The following is a 17,443-nucleotide window of genomic DNA, read 5'->3' on the forward strand; positions in this document are numbered from 1 at the left end:
TGCCAGTCAAAGTGATCGGCTGGCTTCTTGTTTTTATTGAGCTATCGTATCCCGTTAGCGTAGTGATAATCTGGCATTACATCTCAGAACCTGTCCACATTTCCTTCATTTTACCATCCTCTATTCTCACAAACCACATAACTCGTGATGTGGATTCTCTCTCAACGATGCCACGTACTGCCACAAGGTCTCCTTCGCTCAAGATGCTTTCAATTGTAATTCGGAATTCCGGGTATACTTCTCGAACTTTCAGCACTGCTTGTTTGACACTTTCTGTTCCAATTACTTCTGGATGCGCATGATCCATCCAAGTAGGGGAAAGAACTTCGTCGGCGATCGTCACATCCCCCGTATTCCATATCTTCAAGTAACGTTTTACAAGTGCTTTATTGACATCTATGTTCATTTCGACACCTCTAATATTTGTTTGTTTAAATAGAGTACCAGATATTGGGAATACATGAACATTTTTTGTTTGAATCCTGCCCGTTAGCCTCCCCTGCCCTGCTGGGCACCATAGATGATGAAAATTAGACTCATATAGCCTGTGTCATGGAACTATCGTCTCCGTCGTAACCCTACAGCAATACGCTATCCGCGCTAGGAAGAAGTCATCCCTAGACCGAGAGCGCGATCGGCAATATTAGCGGGCGAACTTCCCCGCTCCCGAATTGCATTCCGCGCAACCTCACGGTCGTCGAAATGGATCGTTCCGTCCTTCGTGATCTGGAACGTTTTAAATATGAGATTCCTCGCTAAACTGCTGTCTCCAATTATCGTTGTATTCTGTAACCACAACATTCATCAAAACAACCTCCCCAGCGAAATATTCATTGCGACCAATAAAATGAAGCGTTAAAAGCAGCTGCCGAAGCAACCGCTCATTACGAAAAAGTATCCGATAGTTCAACTATGGATTATTTTAATGAACTCATAACATCATTTAAATTACAAACATAAACACCAATATTCTTCATTTCTTGAATACCCTTTTCGTAAACTTGTGACATGGAATCTGCTACCATCACAACACGAAAATCACGTTCACTGGCTTCGTAAATTGATGTTCGTGGACAGTTAGGAAAGTTACACCCTGTAAATACAATGGTGTCGATATTACGCTGTTTGAGGAAACCTTCCAGGTCTGTTTTGTAAAAAGCACCCCAACGTGATTTATACATAACCCATTCATTTTCCCCAATCGACTGAAACTCGCCATTCAACAGCTTGTCAGCATCCAAAGAATTATAGTTTAATGGGCGGATTTCACTGACTAACTCGGCACCATCTGAATTTGGAGCGACAAACTTGGCACCTTCCTCAACCATTTTTTTTCTGCAAATATCGACGTTTGAACCATCTTCTTTATACAAACGAATTACATGGACAATCGGTAGTCCTTTTTCACGATACTTTTCTAGCAAAGACCTCATTTTCGGTAACACTTCAATAGTACCCTTAATTTGGGCAGGAGCATTCGGCAATGTAAAGTCGTTTTGCGTATCAATGGTAATGAGTACGGATGTGTTCCAATTCGGACTTATATAATTCACAGGCAAGATCACCTCATTAAAACTTATTTTTACACTTGTACCATTTTCCTAGCAATTGAGAAGAACACTGCTTTCATTCGGTACGTCGCAAATCTACCCTTTAGTTCAGCGGGCCTCTGGCCCTAGAAGTACCGCCTATATAATTCCCGCCGACGTTCCCCGCATAACTGAACGTAGATCTGTGTCGTTGATGCCTTCTCGTGATCCCAACATTCCTTGAATAAAATCTAATGGGGCACCATTATCAAGTAAATGGCAAGCATATGTATGACGAAAGCGATGAGGATAAACGTTAACCGAACCTCTTCACGAGCTGCAAGCTTCTTAACCGCATAACGTATAAGTTGGTGTGGCCATTCGTCTTCTCTCAATTGGAACAACAACACCATCGTTATCATTTGAATCGGTTACGCGGGCTGCACATTTTTTTTAGTTCAATTATCGCGTTCCCCATTGCGATCGGAAATCCGCCCTCCGCTTTACCACTATTTGTGATACGGTCTTCCGCACTGTCTGTAACGGCAACTTTTAGAGCCCCCCTTTACGAGAGGCTCTATGTTAAACCGCTAAATTTCTTGTTGATGGTATACATCAGAAGATGCAGAGCGGAGCGTTTGACTTTAATAACAAACGTGCCTCTTTTACATCTATACGTGCCTTCCAGCTCTTCATTCGAACAGTGACGTTCTCATGATCCCGAAATGTTGACTGATGTGAGTTCTACAGAGAGATTCCACAATCGCAAAGCCTCCTCAGGATCAATAGCGTAGTCCTTGACACCGTTCGGAACTCCTTCTTGAGCGATTTCTGCGATGTCACAATCCTCGCAATAGACCCCTCCTAGACCTATGAGCTGGAGAGAAGTTGCAGCCCATACTTGTGTAGCAGCGCCTTGCTGAGGTGTCTTGAAGCTTGGATCCGCAGGCGCTCCATGCTCGTCAATCCAGCCGAACGAGACCAATTCATCCTTCGAAAAATGGCGCTGGAGCGGAGTCAGAATGGAGCCTGGATGAACAGCAAAGGCACGAACCCCTTGACTTGCACCGCGCTTGTCGAGTTCAACGGCGAACAAGATGTTGGCGGTTTTGGATTGCCCGTACGCCTGCCACCTGTCATAACCTTGCTCGAACTGAACGTCATGCCATCGGATCGGGGTAATGTGATGGGCGCCCGATGACACGGATACAATACGCGCTCCTCCTTCGGCAACTAACGCTGGCCATATCGAGTTGATTAAGGCGAAGTGCCCGAGATGGTTGATCGCGAATTGCGCCTCCCAGCCGAGTCCTACTCTCGTTTCTGGACAAGCCATGATCCCGGCGCTAAGAATAGCCATGTCCAGACCCCGGTCCCTGCCGAGAATCCGACGACTGAACGCTTGGACGCTTGCAAGATCCGAGAGGTCCAACTCCTCGATCTCTACGTTTTGTAAGCCAGAGAGAGCTTGTTCTGCGGTGTCCGCCCTGCGAGCTGGCACGATGACGCGCGCTCCTGCCTTGACAAGCGCCCGCGTCGTTTCCAAGCCCAACCCCGAATATCCCCCAGTCACAAGTGCCGTATGCCCCGATAAATCGAGATTGAGCAGCGCCTCTTCAGCGGTGCTGCGATAGCCGAATCCTGAGCCGATTGAATGCTGCGCCGTTCTTGAATCCTGTTGTTGATTAATGGTTACCATTCCTTTCTTAACTTGACATATCTGGATCGTACAACTTAGAGCGAACTCTATGTCAAGAGTCAATCCAGATCAAGCATCAGAAGGCGCATCATCCGAATCACTTCCAGTCCAAAGGTGCTGCGCGGTGCCTTGCTTGAGATGTTCTTCGTAAACACCGACTTTCCAGTTTATGAGATCCAGGCAGTCCTTTAATTGATCCATTTGAGCGACTACCCGCCGTTGGTGCTCCCGAAGGATTTCCAAACGCTGCTGTTCGTTTCCTTGCCCTCGGCGAACCAGTTCTGCGAATCGTTTGATCTGGGCAAGAGGCATTCCTGAAGCTCGAAGCTTGATACAGATGTCGAGCCATTCGACATCTGACTGACTGTAGCGCCTGTGCCCTCTGTCGCCGCGCATAACCTGCGCGGACAGCAGAAGTCCTTCACGCTCATAGAATCGCAGGGCGTGTGGGCTCAGTCCGGTATACTTGGCAACTTGGCTGATACTCAGTTCCTTGTTCGCTTCCATTCGCCGATCACTCATTTCCATATATGATTGAAATAACATTTTAGCTTCAGAGAGGTATACCATGATGTTCCGATGTGGGCAAGTTGTGCTACTTCATCAGGGTAATTGCCTACAGTCCGTTGCTTCAGGGATGCTCTCCGGAACGTACACGACGGACACAAGGTTCGATGAGAAAAAGTGTTCGAAAAAATACTGCTCATCCCACCTGCACGTTCCTAAATTAATTTTGCCTCTGCTATTCTCTTCAATAATTGAAATCATTCATCACGGACTTGCCAATTGTACTGAAAAAGTAATTGCATAAACGTACCCTTTAAATAAATCACCTTTTTATTATTTCTTCACTGATTCTGTGTTGCTGCCACGCAATCCTGCCCGTTAGCTTAATGAGATTGCATGGAAACAATTTTATGTTTCCGCATTTTGCGCTTAACAATTTCCACAAAAATGGACCCCTCAAATAAGAATGCCGAGGGGTCCGAAACCATTCCTTTAGTTAATCCAAAGCCGGATTCCAATGCATGGGCTTGAAGCGGTAGCTGTAAGCGGAGCCTTCTGTTGTATCAGGAAATACCGCTTGCGTAGCATTAGGTTCCGTGCGCCACATCTCTGTCCAAGCTGAAGTTCCAACTTTCTGCCTCTCAATGATAAAGCCGGCTTCGCGAACGGAAGTATCGCTCCAGGTGAGAGTAATATCTCTGCCGGATGAACTGGAACTCACAGTTGTCATTCCTTGCAATGCTTGATTGCGGTTGCCTCCTACTTTGCGGGAAATTTCGGTCTCTTCAGGCGTGACATGACGCTCCAATTGTTTTCCGACGCCCTATAATACTGGGGTTCTCCGCTGTATGCCGCACTTTCGAAGGTATCCGAGAAAATGACTGCGTTAGAACTCGTATTCGTCAGTTTTAAATTATCGAAGTACGAAGCAATGCCATATTGGGCTTGTTTGATTGGCACCGTTTCGAGTCCCACTTTACGATTTCCTGAATCGACTGCCGTGAATGTCCCTAACGATCGTCCGTTTGCGTATACCGAGCCCGTAATATTGCCGCCATATGGATTAGACCCGCCATTATACGTATTGTTATTCGAGAATCTGATCGAATTGGCGCCTTTCTTCAATTCCACGTCTATCGTTTGAGTAGCAAATTGCTGCCAGGATATTGTGTTTTTGAAGAATACGGTCTCCGCCTCGCCGCCATTGACGCTAATTTACGCGTAGCGTATCTCTCCACAACATCGTTGTTATAGGCATGCGTTCCCGCGCTTTCCCCATTGGCATATCGGACAACCAACTTGTAGATTCCGTCCTCGGGTACTACGATATCGTCAATTTCGAGATATCTTTCCGCACCGTCGTAAGAGTTCATTCCGTTGACATACTTCCCGTTTGATGCATATTTCGCGAACGCGTCGTCACGAATCAACGGAAGCTCGGCTCCTGCGGGAGTACCCGCGACAACGGCGTCCTCCGCTTCAATAGAGAAGATGGCGCCATAGCCGGAAGCGTAACGAATCGTCCCGCCATACATACCATCGTCAAGCACGCTGACAACGAAGCGAGTATTAGCGTCGGCATTCGTGCCGTAGCCCGTCACATATCCCGCACCCTCGAAGCCTGCCATGCTATTCCCCCGAAACAAAGACGGGGGTTATTATGAGGACAGCGGAAGCAGCCGGTCTCCTATATTAAAGGATACGAATACTGCTCTATTCCTGGAATCGTATAAACTCTGCTATAACCTGCATCTATAAGGGCTTGTGCCGCTATAGAACTTTTATACCCCATTTGACAGTAAAGGATTAATGGAGTATCCTTTCGCACGCATACCGAGAACGGGTTATTGGAGATATCCTGTAACGGTATACAAATGCTTCCCCGGATATGCCCTGTTCGATAATCCTCATTCGTCCGCACATCTACTAGCATAGTCGTAGGGTCATTCACCATAAGCTCCCATGCTTCATCGGGGGTCAGATGTTTACTTTGAAATACTCTGCCCCCTGTGTGAGGCATACGCTGCTCCCTATCAAGCATTCTCGCAACAACTTCCTCGGCTTCCACACGATTTAAGCTGCCCGCTGTATCGAACAGGTATGGGTCACGTCCGTGCATTATACCTTTTACATACATCTGCGCGATATGCATGACGCAGGTACGGCAGGAATACAAGTCCCTAAGATATTCTGCCGCCGACCAATCATGCTCGTCTCTTTCTCCGAATTCTGTCAGCAGGGTCTCGTGAACGATTCTTGCAGCGGAACGGCGCTCAATGGGTTTGCTTATGTTGGTTAGATCATAGTCCTCGATTATTCCCTTATACAACGCGTAATCCATATAGCCTGACGACCAACTGCCGCGCGTTGGCTCTATATGGCCTTTTATGCTTCTAATGACCATGGTCACAAACTGTTCGGTAGTAACAAGATCCTCAATCATCAGCTTACTATACAGGGGTAACTCTTAGGGTAACATTGTCATAGGCGTCAATGCCTGTAACAGAAAAGGTCTCTGATATCCTCGTTGTAACCTCGCCTGTCCATAAATCTTTTAGGCAATAGCTTGTAGCATGTTTGAATTTTTCAGCATCAACCATTTTATGCCCAAGATAATCGATAATGCGGCTTACATCAACGGAGTGCATTTTCGTATCTTTCGAGTCGCTGAGATTGATAAAGGATATGGCCATATCTCCGTTCGCAAGAGGCTTAGCAAGAATATCAACCCGGTTGATATTCGCAATATAGGCCGTATCGGGATTGTCATAGTCGATCGAGCAGTAAATTCTTTTGGCCTGGACACCGAGGGGATCCTGATTCAAGGCGATGACCTCTTTGTTCGCAATAATCCTCCATAGCTCGTCGCCCTTTGCAATCCGTCTTAAATCCATTCCAAGCATAATCGGAGAATTCATCATGCACCACATCGTCATATGCGTTTTGCTCATGGTCGTCGTGATCCCGTTCATACCGATGACAAGCATATCGGGATCGTTCCACCCCTTATCAAGCCCGGCAAACTCATCCATAATGACCGCCTTGCTATATTGCGAGGTTATGCTTGCGGTATGGTTTGAACTCCATTCGGCGGAGCCCGGATTGCCATCGGAGCCGACGCTGAAGGTTATATCGTTAAGAATGCGCCAGGAGTCTCCAACCTTATATCCCCAGTTTTGCGGCTGCGTTTTCCCCCATTCGCAGATGGAGAATACAATATCATGGTTAGGGTCAACCTTGTTCAAGCCTTCCAGCAAAACTGCATAGGAATTAAGGGTATTTTCCTGCCTTCTATGGTTCATAAGACGGATGATGTTTTCTCCCTCATTTAGGGAAACCGTTATTTCTTCCGAATCTGAAAAGGCAGCCGTACTTTCGGTAAGGGGAAGCAAATCATCAAAATATCGGGTTTCATTCTCTGCGCTTCCAACCGCAAGCTGAAGCCAGCGTCCCATGCCATTCTCCTCGCCGCTTGCGTAATTGACGGTTATGGCGTAGTTTCCGCCAGCTGGCGCGTTCACGGTAAACGCCAGCTCTCCCCAGCGGTCGCCCACAGGTGTTGTCCCCACGTTTGTTCCATCGAAGGTACCGATGTTTGTTACATAGTCGCCACTGTTTTTGGATGCGCCCTGGCCTAGAAGCACACCGTCCTTCACCGCATTAAAAGTAATATTCAGTTTGTCGCCCATAACCGTTATGCTTCTGATATTCGGGGCATAGGAATATTTGGCATTTGCAGAGTCCGAGAACGTGGCGTTATCCCAAAGGTAGTAGCAATTGTCAACCTTGATAAAGTCAACCCCCCATTCTATATAAGACCTCGTGTCGACATCCTCATAGCCGCAAGTGCCTACCGCGGAGCCTGCGCAAAGATGTGTCCCTATATCGTTGTACATACCGAATTTAAGTCCCTTGCCGTGGATGTAATCGGATAGCGCCTTAAAGCCGCTTGGAAATTTAATCGATTCGTTAGAAAGCAATCCGTTGACGCGTTCGGATTTATAGCAGCCGTCATCAAGCACGACATACTGGTATCCCAACTCCGCAAGTCCCAAATCGACGATCGTGTCCGCCATCGTCTTTGTGAGAGCCTCGTTGTTCTTGCTGCCGAAGGCATTCCAGCTGTTCCAGCCCATGGCAGGGAGGCGTCCTTGCTTTTTATTCAGAAGCACCTTGCCGTTCGAGAAAGCCGGAAACATGTAGTCGGGATCCGTGATCTTGTCCGGCGCTGTCCTTGACGTAACCTTAGCTGATACTTTCTCCATAAGAAATCCTCCTCGCTAGTTGCATTTTTATTGTTATGATAGGATAAATAGTGGAGTAGATAAATGTGTTTTTATCGAGTGATTATGGGGAAATGTGATATAGTAGTTCCGGGAGCTGAATGCAATGAAACTCTATTATGCTAAAAGTCCTTTAATCTCATCCGATATTTATCCCATGCAATATGGGGAACAGCAGTGCGATAACGGATATTCCTTCGGGCCCGCGGCGCGTAACTTCTATCTCATCCATTACATTTACAGCGGGCATGGCGAGTTGCATATTAATAAAAAAGTTTATCAAGTACACGCGGGACAGTTTTTCCTGATCTATCCGAAACAAACGGCTTATTATAAGGCGGATGACCATGATCCGTGGCTGTATCGCTGGATAGAGTTTGACGGCAGCTTCTCGGAGAAGATGATGTCCGTGACAGGCTTCTCGAACGAGAACCACGTCATCAATGATGATAACGGCGTCGGAAACGCGCTGAAGAATATAATCGATTTAGGCTGGACCGACTTTGAAACGATCATGAGCCATTTTTGGCCGTTTATCGCGGCGCTTACGAAGGGCAAATTGTTGACGAAAGATGAGAATACGGCAGAAACCTATGTCTCTTATGCCAAAAACTATATAAGAAGCAATGTGCACAAACGGATAGCCGTTTCCGAAATTGCCCATTTTTTAAACATAGACCGCAGTCACCTGGCACGCATCTTCAAAAGCATTTGCGGCATAAGTACGCAGCAATTTATTATTTCTCTTAAAATGGAGATGGCTTCGCAATCTCTTAAAAAGAGCAGCATGACCATAAAAGAAGTTGCCAATAGTGTCGGATATGACAATCAGATGGAATTTTCAAAGCAGTTTAAAAAACACTTTAATATGACCCCCACGCAATGGAGAGAACGTGTTTTCTATCAACAGTCCATCAATAACTACGAATGAAAACGTAAATGACGCACGATTGGTGCGTCATTTTTTTGTGCACACTAGTGTCTATTTCGTGCTATTCCATGACTTGATAACCATGGTTCACAATGAAAGCGTGCTCTATAATTTAATGTGACAGTATTGGGATATAGGGGTGGATATGAAATGAGAATGGGTGTTGACTATTACCCGCAGCACTGGGAGCGGTCGATGTGGGAGCAGGATGCAAGGCTAATGCGGGATACGGGAGTCCGCCTGAGCTATCGTTTCCCGTTAGCTTAACAATTCAGAACGAATCGTTGAACGTATCGCTACCAGCGATGTGTGCTCTGACACATCTGTCTAATAAAATAATAGATTCAAGCGTTATCCGAATTGATAAAAAATTCTGCATTCTCCTTAACCCACTCTGCGAACGTATACGGTTTGTGTCCTGTTACTTTCTCCACTGTCGACATAACGGTATAGGCAGATTTAGGCGGATTAAGGTGCCAACGAATCACATAATCTATTGCATCCTCCTGTACACCCATTTTCCTCATCTGTTCACGTTCTTCTTCTTCAGAGCTTTCGATAAATTGAATTTCACGTCCAATAACCTCACTGATTATCCGAACTTTATCTTGAACCGATAAACTCTCAGGCCCTGTTAATGTATAGATTTGACCTGCATGACCTTCCCCAGTTAGTGCAACTGCTGCGACTCTTCCAATATCGGCTTCATGAACAGGAGCAATCCGTGATCCTCCGAACAGGTCTCGAACAACCCCCTCGGAGCGTATAGAGTTCGCCCATTTCCGTGCGTTTGCCATAAATTCAAAAGCTTGAAGCTGAGTCCACTCCAGACGGCTTGACTCAACCGCTTTCTCAAAAGGGCCCTTCTCTCCGTTCCACAAAACTGTAACCCTTCGCACCCCGGCCTTCTCAGCAAGCTCAACGATTTCTGGTCCTGTTTGTAACGGGGCATATTCGGCACCTGTTGTAATTAAATGCATGCCGCTGATGCCAACCAACGCAGAAACTAGCGTACTTGGATCACTTAAATCTCCCGCGACAACCTCTACACCATGAGGAAGATTGGCTTGCTGCGGATTACGTGTCAATGCACGTACCTTTTGTCCCCTTTGAAGGAGTTGATCCACGACATGCCGCCCTACGGTTCCCGTTGCCCCAGCAATTAATATCGTCATTTATTATCCTCCTCCCGTTTTTGCACCATCTGATCGATTTTTTCAGCCAAATTGAACTTCGCTTTGGTTAAAGCATCTAATTGTTGGTCAATCTCGTGCATTTTCGACTGATACATAAGCAGCAATTCCTCACAATAGACGTCTTTCTCTTTATGCTCTTGTTGCTCAGGAAATCTACAGAAGATAATGTCCCGAATTTGGTCAGTTGTCAGTCCTAATCCTAAATAAAGTTGAATTGTGTTAATGGATTCGATTGTCTTTTCGTCATATTCTCTATAATTATTTTCTTGACGAGATGTTTTGATCAATCCTTTCTCCTCATAATAACGAATCGAACGGGCACTAACTCCAGTTATTTTTCTTATTTTTCCGATCTTCAAAACAATCACCTCATCGATTGGGAACGTTAGCTTAATTATAAAGCTTCACATTAATGTAAAGGTCAAGAAAAAAGATTTAATAAAAAAGAGCCCCTTAGGGATTGGCAATTAATCTAGTCATAACTCGCAGGACGTTGTCCGGTTTCGTAATATTTGCTGTGATAAACTGCCCGTTAGCTTTATGAATGAGTGCAGTGAAATGTAGTTTGATGCTTATCTAATCGGTAATCGGTACAAGTTCTCGTCTTGGGCTGCATTAGGTTCCAAGTTTACTTTTGGGACACCCTTTCATTATGACTTCAAAAGCTCGTGTTGGTGCCCACTCAGCTTGATTTTTGTACTGTCCATGTTTTTCCCTTTCATCTGAACTTAGATTTCCAGCGCGTTGATAACCGAATGTAGAGATACCATCTTTATCAATGGTCCTTTTCACCTGCTTCTGAAAACTACCCATTAGTTGAGAAAAGACAGCCGATCTAAGTAACCGGCTGCCTTCAAATTCTTTATTGAGCTATCGTTTCCCGTTACGTAAGTGGATGATGCTATTCGTATCGGGGTGCACTGATGTATCGGGTTGTCCTTGAGCGCCCGTAAGTTACTGTCGTTGGCGTTCATTTACTCGATTTGACGGAGGATTTCGTCAACGACGTGCGCAATCGGTGCGGTGACGTCGATTATAATCCCGTTTGTAGGAACGCCTTCTTTCGTTTGATGCAAGCGCGCACTTATTTCCCGTTCTTCTGGTCTGCCACCCCATTCAGTTGGGTCCAGCGCCACTCGCTCATCAATCCGCCGGAGAGAGGTTTCCAGGTCGACCTCAAGGACAAACACGCCGTCGAAGAGGTTGATGAATTTGGGGTAATTCCGCGAACCACCGCAGAAAAATGTTACCGCCTCATCCTGATTGTCGACCAATGCTTTTACTTTATCAACATGCCAAATGTGGTGTTCGGGTTTAAAGCCATCCGTCGGGGTACCCGTTTCCGGATCGCCTTGATAAGCCAATTCACGGTCACCATGAATAGCATGGTAGCCGCGCCGCTGCAATTCGTTGCAGACCGTAGTTTTGCCAGCGCCGGAAACGCCTCCAATCAGATAATTTCTAATGCCCATGGCAGACCCTCCATTCAACTGTATAAGCACAATATATTAAACTGCTCATTAGCTTAATAAAGCTGCCGCTCAGCATCGGCAGCCTTCTCCCTGATCGTTTATTCAGCTATCGTTTCCCGTTAGCTTAATGATTTACTGTGATACGGTTCACCGCACTGTCTGTAACGGCAAGTTTTAGGGCTATCCTTTGAGGGATGGCCCTTTGATCTTGTTTTTACAATCCCGTTAGTGAAGCCAACGTGAAAACAATGAGATCAATGAGATACGATTAGTTTTTTCACAGCAAAGCCCTAAATTGTCCATCTCTCTAAAGTTCACGCTTGTTCCAAACAATTTCTTCTCCATTCTCTTTCCAGGTACTATGTTGCCGCTCAAAGCCTAGTTTTTCGAGAACTCGGAAGGATGCAGCATTCCATGCACCCACAGTAGACCAGAGCCGACTGCGCTTGGTGGCTATCGCGGCGTCCAAGACCGCGGACGCTGCTTCAGTCGCATAGCCTTTACCGTGAGCACTGCGGAACAGTTCGTATGCGATCTCAGGCTCTTCAAGTGTAGTACGACCGATAATAAGGCCACAGTATCCGATGAAATCGCCCTCGTCACGGCGACGAATAGTGAGCAGGGAAATCCCATTTTCGAGTGCTTTCTTGCGCATATCGATGATTAGGCTTCGAGTGGCTTCGAGTGTAGGCATGTCCATTCCACGCTCACGAATAAGATGCCTCAGCCAGTCTGCATCGGATTCCTCCCACATATTCAGTTCGAGTCGTTCAGTTTTCAACTGGAATGCCATAGGTGTATAGTCATTTCCCAAAGCAGAACCTCCTTTACACATTTACCTTTGCAATCGTACCTATGCTGACATTTCGACAGCCAGTAGCCTAATCCAAACCCATGCCAGTTGACACGCTTGTAAAGTTCCTTGCATGTTTCCACCAAAAAACTTACCGGATCTTAGGTGCTTCCTCTAGGCTTGTGAGTTGAATGCTTCTCTTTTGAATACCGTATCACATCGTTTCGAAAGCGATTTCACACAAATATTATATTATTATTTTGATTCGTATTGTTTCATGTATTTTTACAAGAGTTTGTAATCTGTCACTACGCCGCCCGTTAGCTAAGAACCGGTTCAAGCCATTTTTCGCACATTCCTCTCTGGCGCCGCTGGTCGTCCGTGAAATTTATTACCGGATCATGAGGGGAAGCCAAGGCGGAGCCTTTAAGCAGCTTGCCCTCGCCGGCAGCGGTACGTGTCGGATCGCCAAAGTCATCGCCCGCATCAAGTTGGAGGATGCCCAGCCGCTTCATATCGATGATCTCGCGAGAACGGCCCATATGGGACCCTCGTCGCTGCATCGTTACTTCAAGCAATTGACTGCACTGAGCCCGCTGCAGTACCTGAAACGAATTCGCCTTCAAGAGGCGCGCCGTCTGCTATTTAGCCGAATCCCCCGATTCCGCCGAGGCGGCTTATCGTGTCGGTTACGAGAGCCCTACGCATTTCAGCCGTGAATACGCAAGGCTGTTTGGTCTCCCACCGATCAGTGACATCAAAAGGCTGCGGAAAGAGACGGTGCAGGCAATCGATTGAGACTTGCCGTGCCGATCTTTGTGGTCTGCTGTCTTCGGGTCATCATTAAGCTATATTTCACCCGTTGTTGATGAAATGGCGAACTTCTCAAGCTCTACGCATTCGAACTCCCATCGCCCGTACTGTTCGGAAAAGGGCGCAGCCGCGGGGTGGATCGCCGTTATTTATCGCAAGCGTTCACTCGAGATTCGCCTTCCGCTCACGGTATTGCCCCGGTGTAACGCCCACCAGCTTCTTGAACAGCCGGTTCAAATAAGAGGGTTGATAGCCGATCTGCAAGGCAATCTCGCCAACCTTCATGTCGGTGTCGTCCAGCAGCTCCTTCGCCTTCTCGATCCGCAGCTGGATCAAGTAATCGATGAAATTGATGTCGGCGATATGTTTGAACGCCTTACTCAGCGTGAACGGGCTTGTCCCCAAATCCTCGGCGCAGCGCTCCAGCGAGACGTCAGAGTCGTAATTCTCTTTGACGTACTCCATCGCCCGCTCGACGAGCCGTCGTTGATGCAAAGCCTTGTCGCAGGCCAGCGCTTTCCCGTATGGTTTGATTACGCGGACACGAAACCATTCGGTCATCCTCTCGGGATCCCGCATTCCGCGAAGCTCGGCGTACAGATCATCGTCACCGTACAGTCCGCGCGGCTGGTAGCCGGCTTCCAGAATTGCGTGCTGGATGCTGCCGAGCAGCTGGAGCGCGCCGTCCTGGACGAACATTTCCTTGCCTCCCTCCTGCACGAGAATTTCCACGAAAGACTGTACGGCGGCGGCCGCCTCCTCGGGGAGCCCCATCCGGATTGCCTGCTTCACCTCCTTCTCCGCGCCAAACGGATACGGCACGGCCTCCCTTCCCATGCTGGGAAGAAGGTCCTCCAGGGAAAGAATCTGCGTCTCCTCCTGAACATCGCGGTAGCGGGCGGCTTGCCGAAGGTGCCGCAATGATTCCGGCAAATCCGCAATTCTCGGCAGAGGCCGACCTATCAGGATTGTGCTTTGCACCTTCAGCACGGCGCAGATCGTTTCCGCGAGCGAAGCCGCCAGCTGGAAGGCGCTGCCTCGTGCCGCCTCCTCCGGCTCCTCCCGCCCGAAGGACAACAGGATGCCTACGGATAGATCCTGGAAATTGACGATATCCGCCTGTTCGCCGCGAGCGGCGGTCAACTCCTGCGCAATATTCGCTGCCGCGAAGGAGACGAGCTGAGCATCGCCGTCCGTGAAGCGCCCCTGCAGCCGGCTGAGCCCAGTAACCTGGAGGAGCACGAGCAGAAACCGCTTGCCGTCCATGCTCCAGCCGTAGGCGTTCATCCTCTCTCGCAGTTCCTCTTCCGTGAAGGAATAATAATGTCCCTGTATGAGATGAAGCAAAAAGCTTGAACGCATCCAGGGCTGCGCCTGCTCCAGCTTCTCCCGCAGCTCGCGGCTTTCCCGGTTCAGGTGGCGCCACTGCTTCTCGAGAAAGCCGATCTCGTCGCTGGGCGGATCGGGCGCACGTCTCTCGTCATGGAACAAACCGACGAGCCGGTGGATTGGATGATAGATCCGCTTGGAGGCAAGCCACGACAGAAGAAGCGCAACGACAAAGCCGAACAGACTGACACCGACAATCATCCTGGACATCATTTTGACCGGAGCCGTCATCGAGGAAAGCGAAGCGGCAGTGACGTAGGTCCAATGCAGACCCAGCCGGGTAAAATCGCCGAACGTAACGGTATATGTTTCGCCCTGAAAGTTGTACAGGAACGTGCCGGAACCCGTTTCACGCCGCTTGATTTCGGCAGCCAGCGCAGTCTCGAACGGCGTTCCTTCGGGAAGGCCCGCCCCTTTTTCGGTCACGACGAAGCGGCCCTTCTCGTCGATAATGAAGGAGCTGCCGGCCTTGCCGAGCGACAGCTCATGCACCAGGCTTACGAGCTTATCCCGGTCCAAATAGAAAATCAGGGTACCGTAAGGCTGGCCGATGCCCGGAACCTTATGTACGAGCGCCACCGTATGATCGTCCGACCGGTTGACCCGTGGGAAGCCGTTCAGCCAGAACGCGCCTTGCTTGCTGGACATGACCGCCCGGTAGCCGGCGAGATCGTCTGGGCTGGAGACGGCTTCGATCCCGTCGAAGTCGGAGACAACGACGGGCGACTTGCCGTCGACGAACAGATGCACCTGATCGACCAGCGGATAGAAGCCCTTCATAACCGTCAAGGTGCGGTACAGGTTTTGTGTAACGGTATATTGGTCCTTCAGATCGACGTTCCTGAGACTTCCGTCGAACCGCGGGTCGAACGCCCACTGCGTCGCCGTCAGTTCGAGCTGGTTCAAATCGCCGTTAATGCGCTTTACCGCATTCAGGAGTAGCGCCTCGTTCGAACTCGTCACCTCCTTGCCGATATGCGAGCTGCCGAGTAGATAGAGTGTTATTCCAATAATTGCCGTCGGTAGGCATGTGATACTCAGCACGATCAATAGGCTTTTTCGGTAGAAACGGCCTTTGATCGCCGGCGGCCGATCCGGCCAGTCCCTTTGGACGAAATGGTTCATGACGCTCCCTGCCTTTCTTTTTTTCAATAGCTGCCCGGACCGTGGTCCGATAACCTTCCCTTGCCGACTGAAACGCCTTAACTGGCCTACTCCCGAAAATAAACGGTTCTCGTGGGATGAAAGGGAAAAACCCTCTTTTTCCAAATTAGAAAAAAGAGGGTGGTGCTTTCCAAACCTTTATTCGGAGCTGGATATCCGCTGCTGATAGGACGCATTGATTTCCTCGGTGATTTTAAGCAGGTCGGGATCGTTCTTAAGTTCTCCAACGAATCTGTCCCACTCTTCGATCGGCGCTTTCCCCAAAATGACCTTCGTCTTCATGTCCTGAATTTTCTTGCCCAGCTCGGTGCCGACCTTGGTATTCGTATCGGAATTGAGACCGACCGCAACCTCCGGCACGCTCAGCTTGGCCCGCTCGTCAATAATTTGCTTGTTCCGCTCCAGTATGTCGCTTGGCATACCCGAACGGTAGGCGCGCAAATACTTGTCGTATTTGATGAAAATTTGGCCGAGCGCCTGCTGTGCGACGATATCGGTCTTAGCCTGTTCGGTCGGCACCTTCACGCCGTTCTCTTCCTTGTAATGTACATCCTTGATGCCGAAGCTTGCCAAATCACTGCCCTCGTCAGAAGCGCCGTAGTCCATCAGCTCGAGCAGCTTCTTCATCTTCGCTTCGGGCACGGTCTTCGGAATCGCGTACATTCCGAAGAAGCCGGAATCACGGTTGACGTAGCCGTTCAGAGAGACAAGCGGAAGGAAGTCCGCCTTTGGATCGGTCTTCCGCAGCTCCTCCGTCGGTTCCCAGGCGGCTTCGACCGTATCCTGGAAGCCTCCCGCCCGGCCCGCCTTGAGCAAATCCTTCGCCTGCGAGTTTTTTAGCGTCGCAAGATCTTCGGGAAGGAGCTTCTCCCGGTACGCCTTGTTCATCCAGACGAGAGCGTCTCGGACACCAGGTAGCAGATTGACGTTCACAAGCTTGCCGTCTACCAGCGACCAATCGCCGTTCGTCTTTGTGAAGACGTTCTGCAGCTGGCCGAGGGAGGCCATGCCGGATTGGTCGACGAAGCTGGCGTACCCGATCGTGTCGTCCTTGCCGTTGCCGTCCGGATCCTTTTCAACGAATGCTTTAAGGACATCGTAAAATTCGTCGATTGTTTTTGGAACCTCGAGATTCAGCTTGTCCATCCAGTCCTTGCGTAGGTAAACGAAGCCGCCGCCTTCGACCGGACGGACCCGGGGAATTCCGTAGTTTTTGCCGTCAGCCTGCTTTGTATTGGTCCAGGTTTCCTTCGGAAATTTCATCAAATTTGGGTAGTCCTTAATATATGGGGTGAGATCCCACAACGCTCCCTGCGCCACCATCGTCCGAACCTGGGCGGTGAAGGCGTTATCCAGCAGCATCAGATCGGGAATGTCCCCCGAGGCGAGCGTTACGTTCACCTTGTCGGCATAGTTGTTCGGCGAGACCCATGTAATGTTCAGCTTGGTGTTGGTCCGCTTCTCGATTTCCTTGATGACGACGTTATCCTTGCCCGGCGGTTCCGGCGTGTAATACATCGTCATGATGCTGACATTCAGCGGACCGTCGCCGGAAGCTCCTCCCCCGCCTCCTCCGCCGCTGCAGCCGACCAGCAGGGCTGCGATGAACAGCAAGGAAACGGTAATCTTCGTTTTGTCAAGCTTGAACCTTCTTTTTCGCATACGCG

Annotated in this window: 18 protein-coding genes and 1 pseudogene; 3 read left to right on the forward strand and 16 right to left on the reverse strand. The window is 48.8% G+C overall.

The window, feature by feature from the left end; translation table 11 throughout:
* Window positions 1-76 precede the first annotated feature (76 nt).
* The 9 genes and pseudogenes from KI379_RS13415 to KI379_RS13455 form a co-directional block, all read right to left on the reverse strand.
* A complete protein-coding gene (locus tag KI379_RS13415; RefSeq protein ID WP_212983859.1) occupies window positions 77-406 on the reverse strand; it encodes an ester cyclase in 330 nt (109 codons plus the stop codon).
* Between the two features lie 511 nt (window positions 407-917).
* Window positions 918-1,553, reverse strand: a complete 636-nt coding sequence (locus KI379_RS13420; protein WP_076165279.1) for a cysteine hydrolase family protein — start codon at window positions 1,551-1,553, stop codon at window positions 918-920.
* A 135-nt stretch (window positions 1,554-1,688) separates the two neighbouring features.
* Window positions 1,689-1,805, reverse strand: a pseudogene (locus tag KI379_RS13425) (hypothetical protein); the annotation flags it as partial.
* Window positions 1,806-2,241: 436 nt separating this feature from the next.
* Window positions 2,242-3,228: an SDR family NAD(P)-dependent oxidoreductase gene (locus KI379_RS13430; RefSeq protein ID WP_076165277.1), complete on the reverse strand. Its 987-nt coding sequence runs from the start codon at window positions 3,226-3,228 to the stop codon at window positions 2,242-2,244.
* Window positions 3,229-3,297: 69 nt separating this feature from the next.
* Window positions 3,298-3,735 (reverse strand): MerR family transcriptional regulator, encoded by a 438-nt coding sequence (locus tag KI379_RS13435; RefSeq protein WP_144025325.1) that lies wholly within the window; start codon window positions 3,733-3,735, stop codon window positions 3,298-3,300.
* Between the two features lie 496 nt (window positions 3,736-4,231).
* A complete protein-coding gene (locus KI379_RS13440; protein WP_144025324.1) occupies window positions 4,232-4,543 on the reverse strand; it encodes a fibronectin type III domain-containing protein in 312 nt (103 codons plus the stop codon).
* Window positions 4,544-4,868: 325 nt separating this feature from the next.
* Window positions 4,869-5,363 (reverse strand): hypothetical protein, encoded by a 495-nt coding sequence (locus KI379_RS13445; RefSeq protein WP_212983860.1) that lies wholly within the window; start codon window positions 5,361-5,363, stop codon window positions 4,869-4,871.
* 59 nt (window positions 5,364-5,422) lie between these two features.
* Window positions 5,423-6,076 (reverse strand): rhodanese-like domain-containing protein, encoded by a 654-nt coding sequence (locus KI379_RS13450; RefSeq protein WP_212983861.1) that lies wholly within the window; start codon window positions 6,074-6,076, stop codon window positions 5,423-5,425.
* A gap of 109 nt (window positions 6,077-6,185) precedes the next feature.
* Window positions 6,186-8,000 carry an alpha-galactosidase gene (locus KI379_RS13455; protein ID WP_212983862.1) on the reverse strand — a complete coding sequence of 605 codons (1,815 nt, stop codon included), beginning with the start codon at window positions 7,998-8,000 and terminating at the stop codon, window positions 6,186-6,188.
* Window positions 8,001-8,124: 124 nt separating this feature from the next.
* Between KI379_RS13455 and KI379_RS13460 the strand changes: the two genes are divergently transcribed.
* The gene (locus KI379_RS13460) at window positions 8,125-8,949 is read left to right on the forward strand and encodes an AraC family transcriptional regulator (protein ID WP_076165266.1); all 825 of its coding nucleotides are present in this window, start codon (window positions 8,125-8,127) and stop codon (window positions 8,947-8,949) included.
* 150 nt (window positions 8,950-9,099) lie between these two features.
* Window positions 9,100-9,216, forward strand: a complete 117-nt coding sequence (locus KI379_RS13465) for a beta-galactosidase (RefSeq protein ID WP_212983863.1) — start codon at window positions 9,100-9,102, stop codon at window positions 9,214-9,216.
* Window positions 9,217-9,293: 77 nt separating this feature from the next.
* On the opposite strand, the gene KI379_RS13470 is transcribed toward KI379_RS13465, so the two are convergent.
* From KI379_RS13470 to KI379_RS34295, 5 genes are all read right to left on the reverse strand, one after another.
* Window positions 9,294-10,124 (reverse strand): SDR family oxidoreductase, encoded by an 831-nt coding sequence (locus KI379_RS13470; protein ID WP_212983864.1) that lies wholly within the window; start codon window positions 10,122-10,124, stop codon window positions 9,294-9,296.
* Window positions 10,121-10,504 carry a MerR family transcriptional regulator gene (locus KI379_RS13475; RefSeq protein ID WP_212983865.1) on the reverse strand — a complete coding sequence of 128 codons (384 nt, stop codon included), beginning with the start codon at window positions 10,502-10,504 and terminating at the stop codon, window positions 10,121-10,123. The genes KI379_RS13470 and KI379_RS13475 overlap by 4 nt, the downstream gene beginning before the upstream one ends.
* A gap of 615 nt (window positions 10,505-11,119) precedes the next feature.
* Window positions 11,120-11,617, reverse strand: a complete 498-nt coding sequence (locus KI379_RS13480; protein WP_212983866.1) for an AAA family ATPase — start codon at window positions 11,615-11,617, stop codon at window positions 11,120-11,122.
* 307 nt (window positions 11,618-11,924) lie between these two features.
* The gene (locus tag KI379_RS13485) at window positions 11,925-12,410 is read right to left on the reverse strand and encodes a GNAT family N-acetyltransferase (protein WP_212984723.1); all 486 of its coding nucleotides are present in this window, start codon (window positions 12,408-12,410) and stop codon (window positions 11,925-11,927) included.
* Between the two features lie 320 nt (window positions 12,411-12,730).
* Window positions 12,731-12,952, reverse strand: a complete 222-nt coding sequence (locus KI379_RS34295; RefSeq protein WP_306433690.1) for a hypothetical protein — start codon at window positions 12,950-12,952, stop codon at window positions 12,731-12,733.
* Between KI379_RS34295 and KI379_RS34300 the strand changes: the two genes are divergently transcribed.
* Complete coding sequence (locus tag KI379_RS34300; protein ID WP_306433687.1) at window positions 12,953-13,129, forward strand: helix-turn-helix domain-containing protein; 177 nt, start codon at window positions 12,953-12,955, stop codon at window positions 13,127-13,129.
* 256 nt (window positions 13,130-13,385) lie between these two features.
* Here KI379_RS34300 and KI379_RS13495 read toward each other — a convergent pair whose 3' ends face one another.
* Together KI379_RS13495 and KI379_RS13500 are read right to left on the reverse strand one after the other, a co-directional pair.
* Window positions 13,386-15,737 carry a helix-turn-helix domain-containing protein gene (locus KI379_RS13495; protein ID WP_212983867.1) on the reverse strand — a complete coding sequence of 784 codons (2,352 nt, stop codon included), beginning with the start codon at window positions 15,735-15,737 and terminating at the stop codon, window positions 13,386-13,388.
* 177 nt (window positions 15,738-15,914) lie between these two features.
* The gene (locus KI379_RS13500; protein ID WP_212983868.1) at window positions 15,915-17,438 is read right to left on the reverse strand and encodes an extracellular solute-binding protein; all 1,524 of its coding nucleotides are present in this window, start codon (window positions 17,436-17,438) and stop codon (window positions 15,915-15,917) included.
* Window positions 17,439-17,443: the final 5 nt, after the last annotated feature.

The sequence above is a fragment of the Paenibacillus cineris genome (assembly GCF_018333335.1).
Lineage (GTDB): Bacteria > Bacillota > Bacilli > Paenibacillales > Paenibacillaceae > Paenibacillus_AQ > Paenibacillus_AQ favisporus.

Bases quoted from the DNA above. Each gene is read 5' to 3' on its own strand.
- KI379_RS13445 (WP_212983860.1), bottom strand. From the start codon at position 5,363: ATGGCAGGCTTCGAGGGTGCGGGATATGTGACGGGCTACGGCACGAAT.
- KI379_RS13455 (WP_212983862.1), bottom strand. From the start codon at position 8,000: ATGGAGAAAGTATCAGCTAAGGTTACGTCAAGGACAGCGCCGGACAAG.
- KI379_RS13480 (WP_212983866.1), bottom strand. From the start codon at position 11,617: ATGGGCATTAGAAATTATCTGATTGGAGGCGTTTCCGGCGCTGGCAAA.
- KI379_RS13415 (WP_212983859.1), bottom strand. From the start codon at position 406: ATGAACATAGATGTCAATAAAGCACTTGTAAAACGTTACTTGAAGATA.
- KI379_RS13495 (WP_212983867.1), bottom strand. From the start codon at position 15,737: ATGAACCATTTCGTCCAAAGGGACTGGCCGGATCGGCCGCCGGCGATC.
- KI379_RS13430 (WP_076165277.1), bottom strand. From the start codon at position 3,228: ATGGTAACCATTAATCAACAACAGGATTCAAGAACGGCGCAGCATTCA.
- KI379_RS13435 (WP_144025325.1), bottom strand. From the start codon at position 3,735: ATGGAAGCGAACAAGGAACTGAGTATCAGCCAAGTTGCCAAGTATACC.
- KI379_RS13450 (WP_212983861.1), bottom strand. From the start codon at position 6,076: ATGGATTACGCGTTGTATAAGGGAATAATCGAGGACTATGATCTAACC.
- KI379_RS34300 (WP_306433687.1), top strand. From the start codon at position 12,953: ATGGGACCCTCGTCGCTGCATCGTTACTTCAAGCAATTGACTGCACTG.
- KI379_RS13500 (WP_212983868.1), bottom strand. From the start codon at position 17,438: ATGCGAAAAAGAAGGTTCAAGCTTGACAAAACGAAGATTACCGTTTCC.
- KI379_RS34295 (WP_306433690.1), bottom strand. From the start codon at position 12,952: ATGGGCCGTTCTCGCGAGATCATCGATATGAAGCGGCTGGGCATCCTC.
- KI379_RS13485 (WP_212984723.1), bottom strand. From the start codon at position 12,410: ATGGCATTCCAGTTGAAAACTGAACGACTCGAACTGAATATGTGGGAG.
- KI379_RS13470 (WP_212983864.1), bottom strand. From the start codon at position 10,124: ATGACGATATTAATTGCTGGGGCAACGGGAACCGTAGGGCGGCATGTC.
- KI379_RS13465 (WP_212983863.1), top strand. From the start codon at position 9,100: ATGAGAATGGGTGTTGACTATTACCCGCAGCACTGGGAGCGGTCGATG.
- KI379_RS13460 (WP_076165266.1), top strand. From the start codon at position 8,125: ATGAAACTCTATTATGCTAAAAGTCCTTTAATCTCATCCGATATTTAT.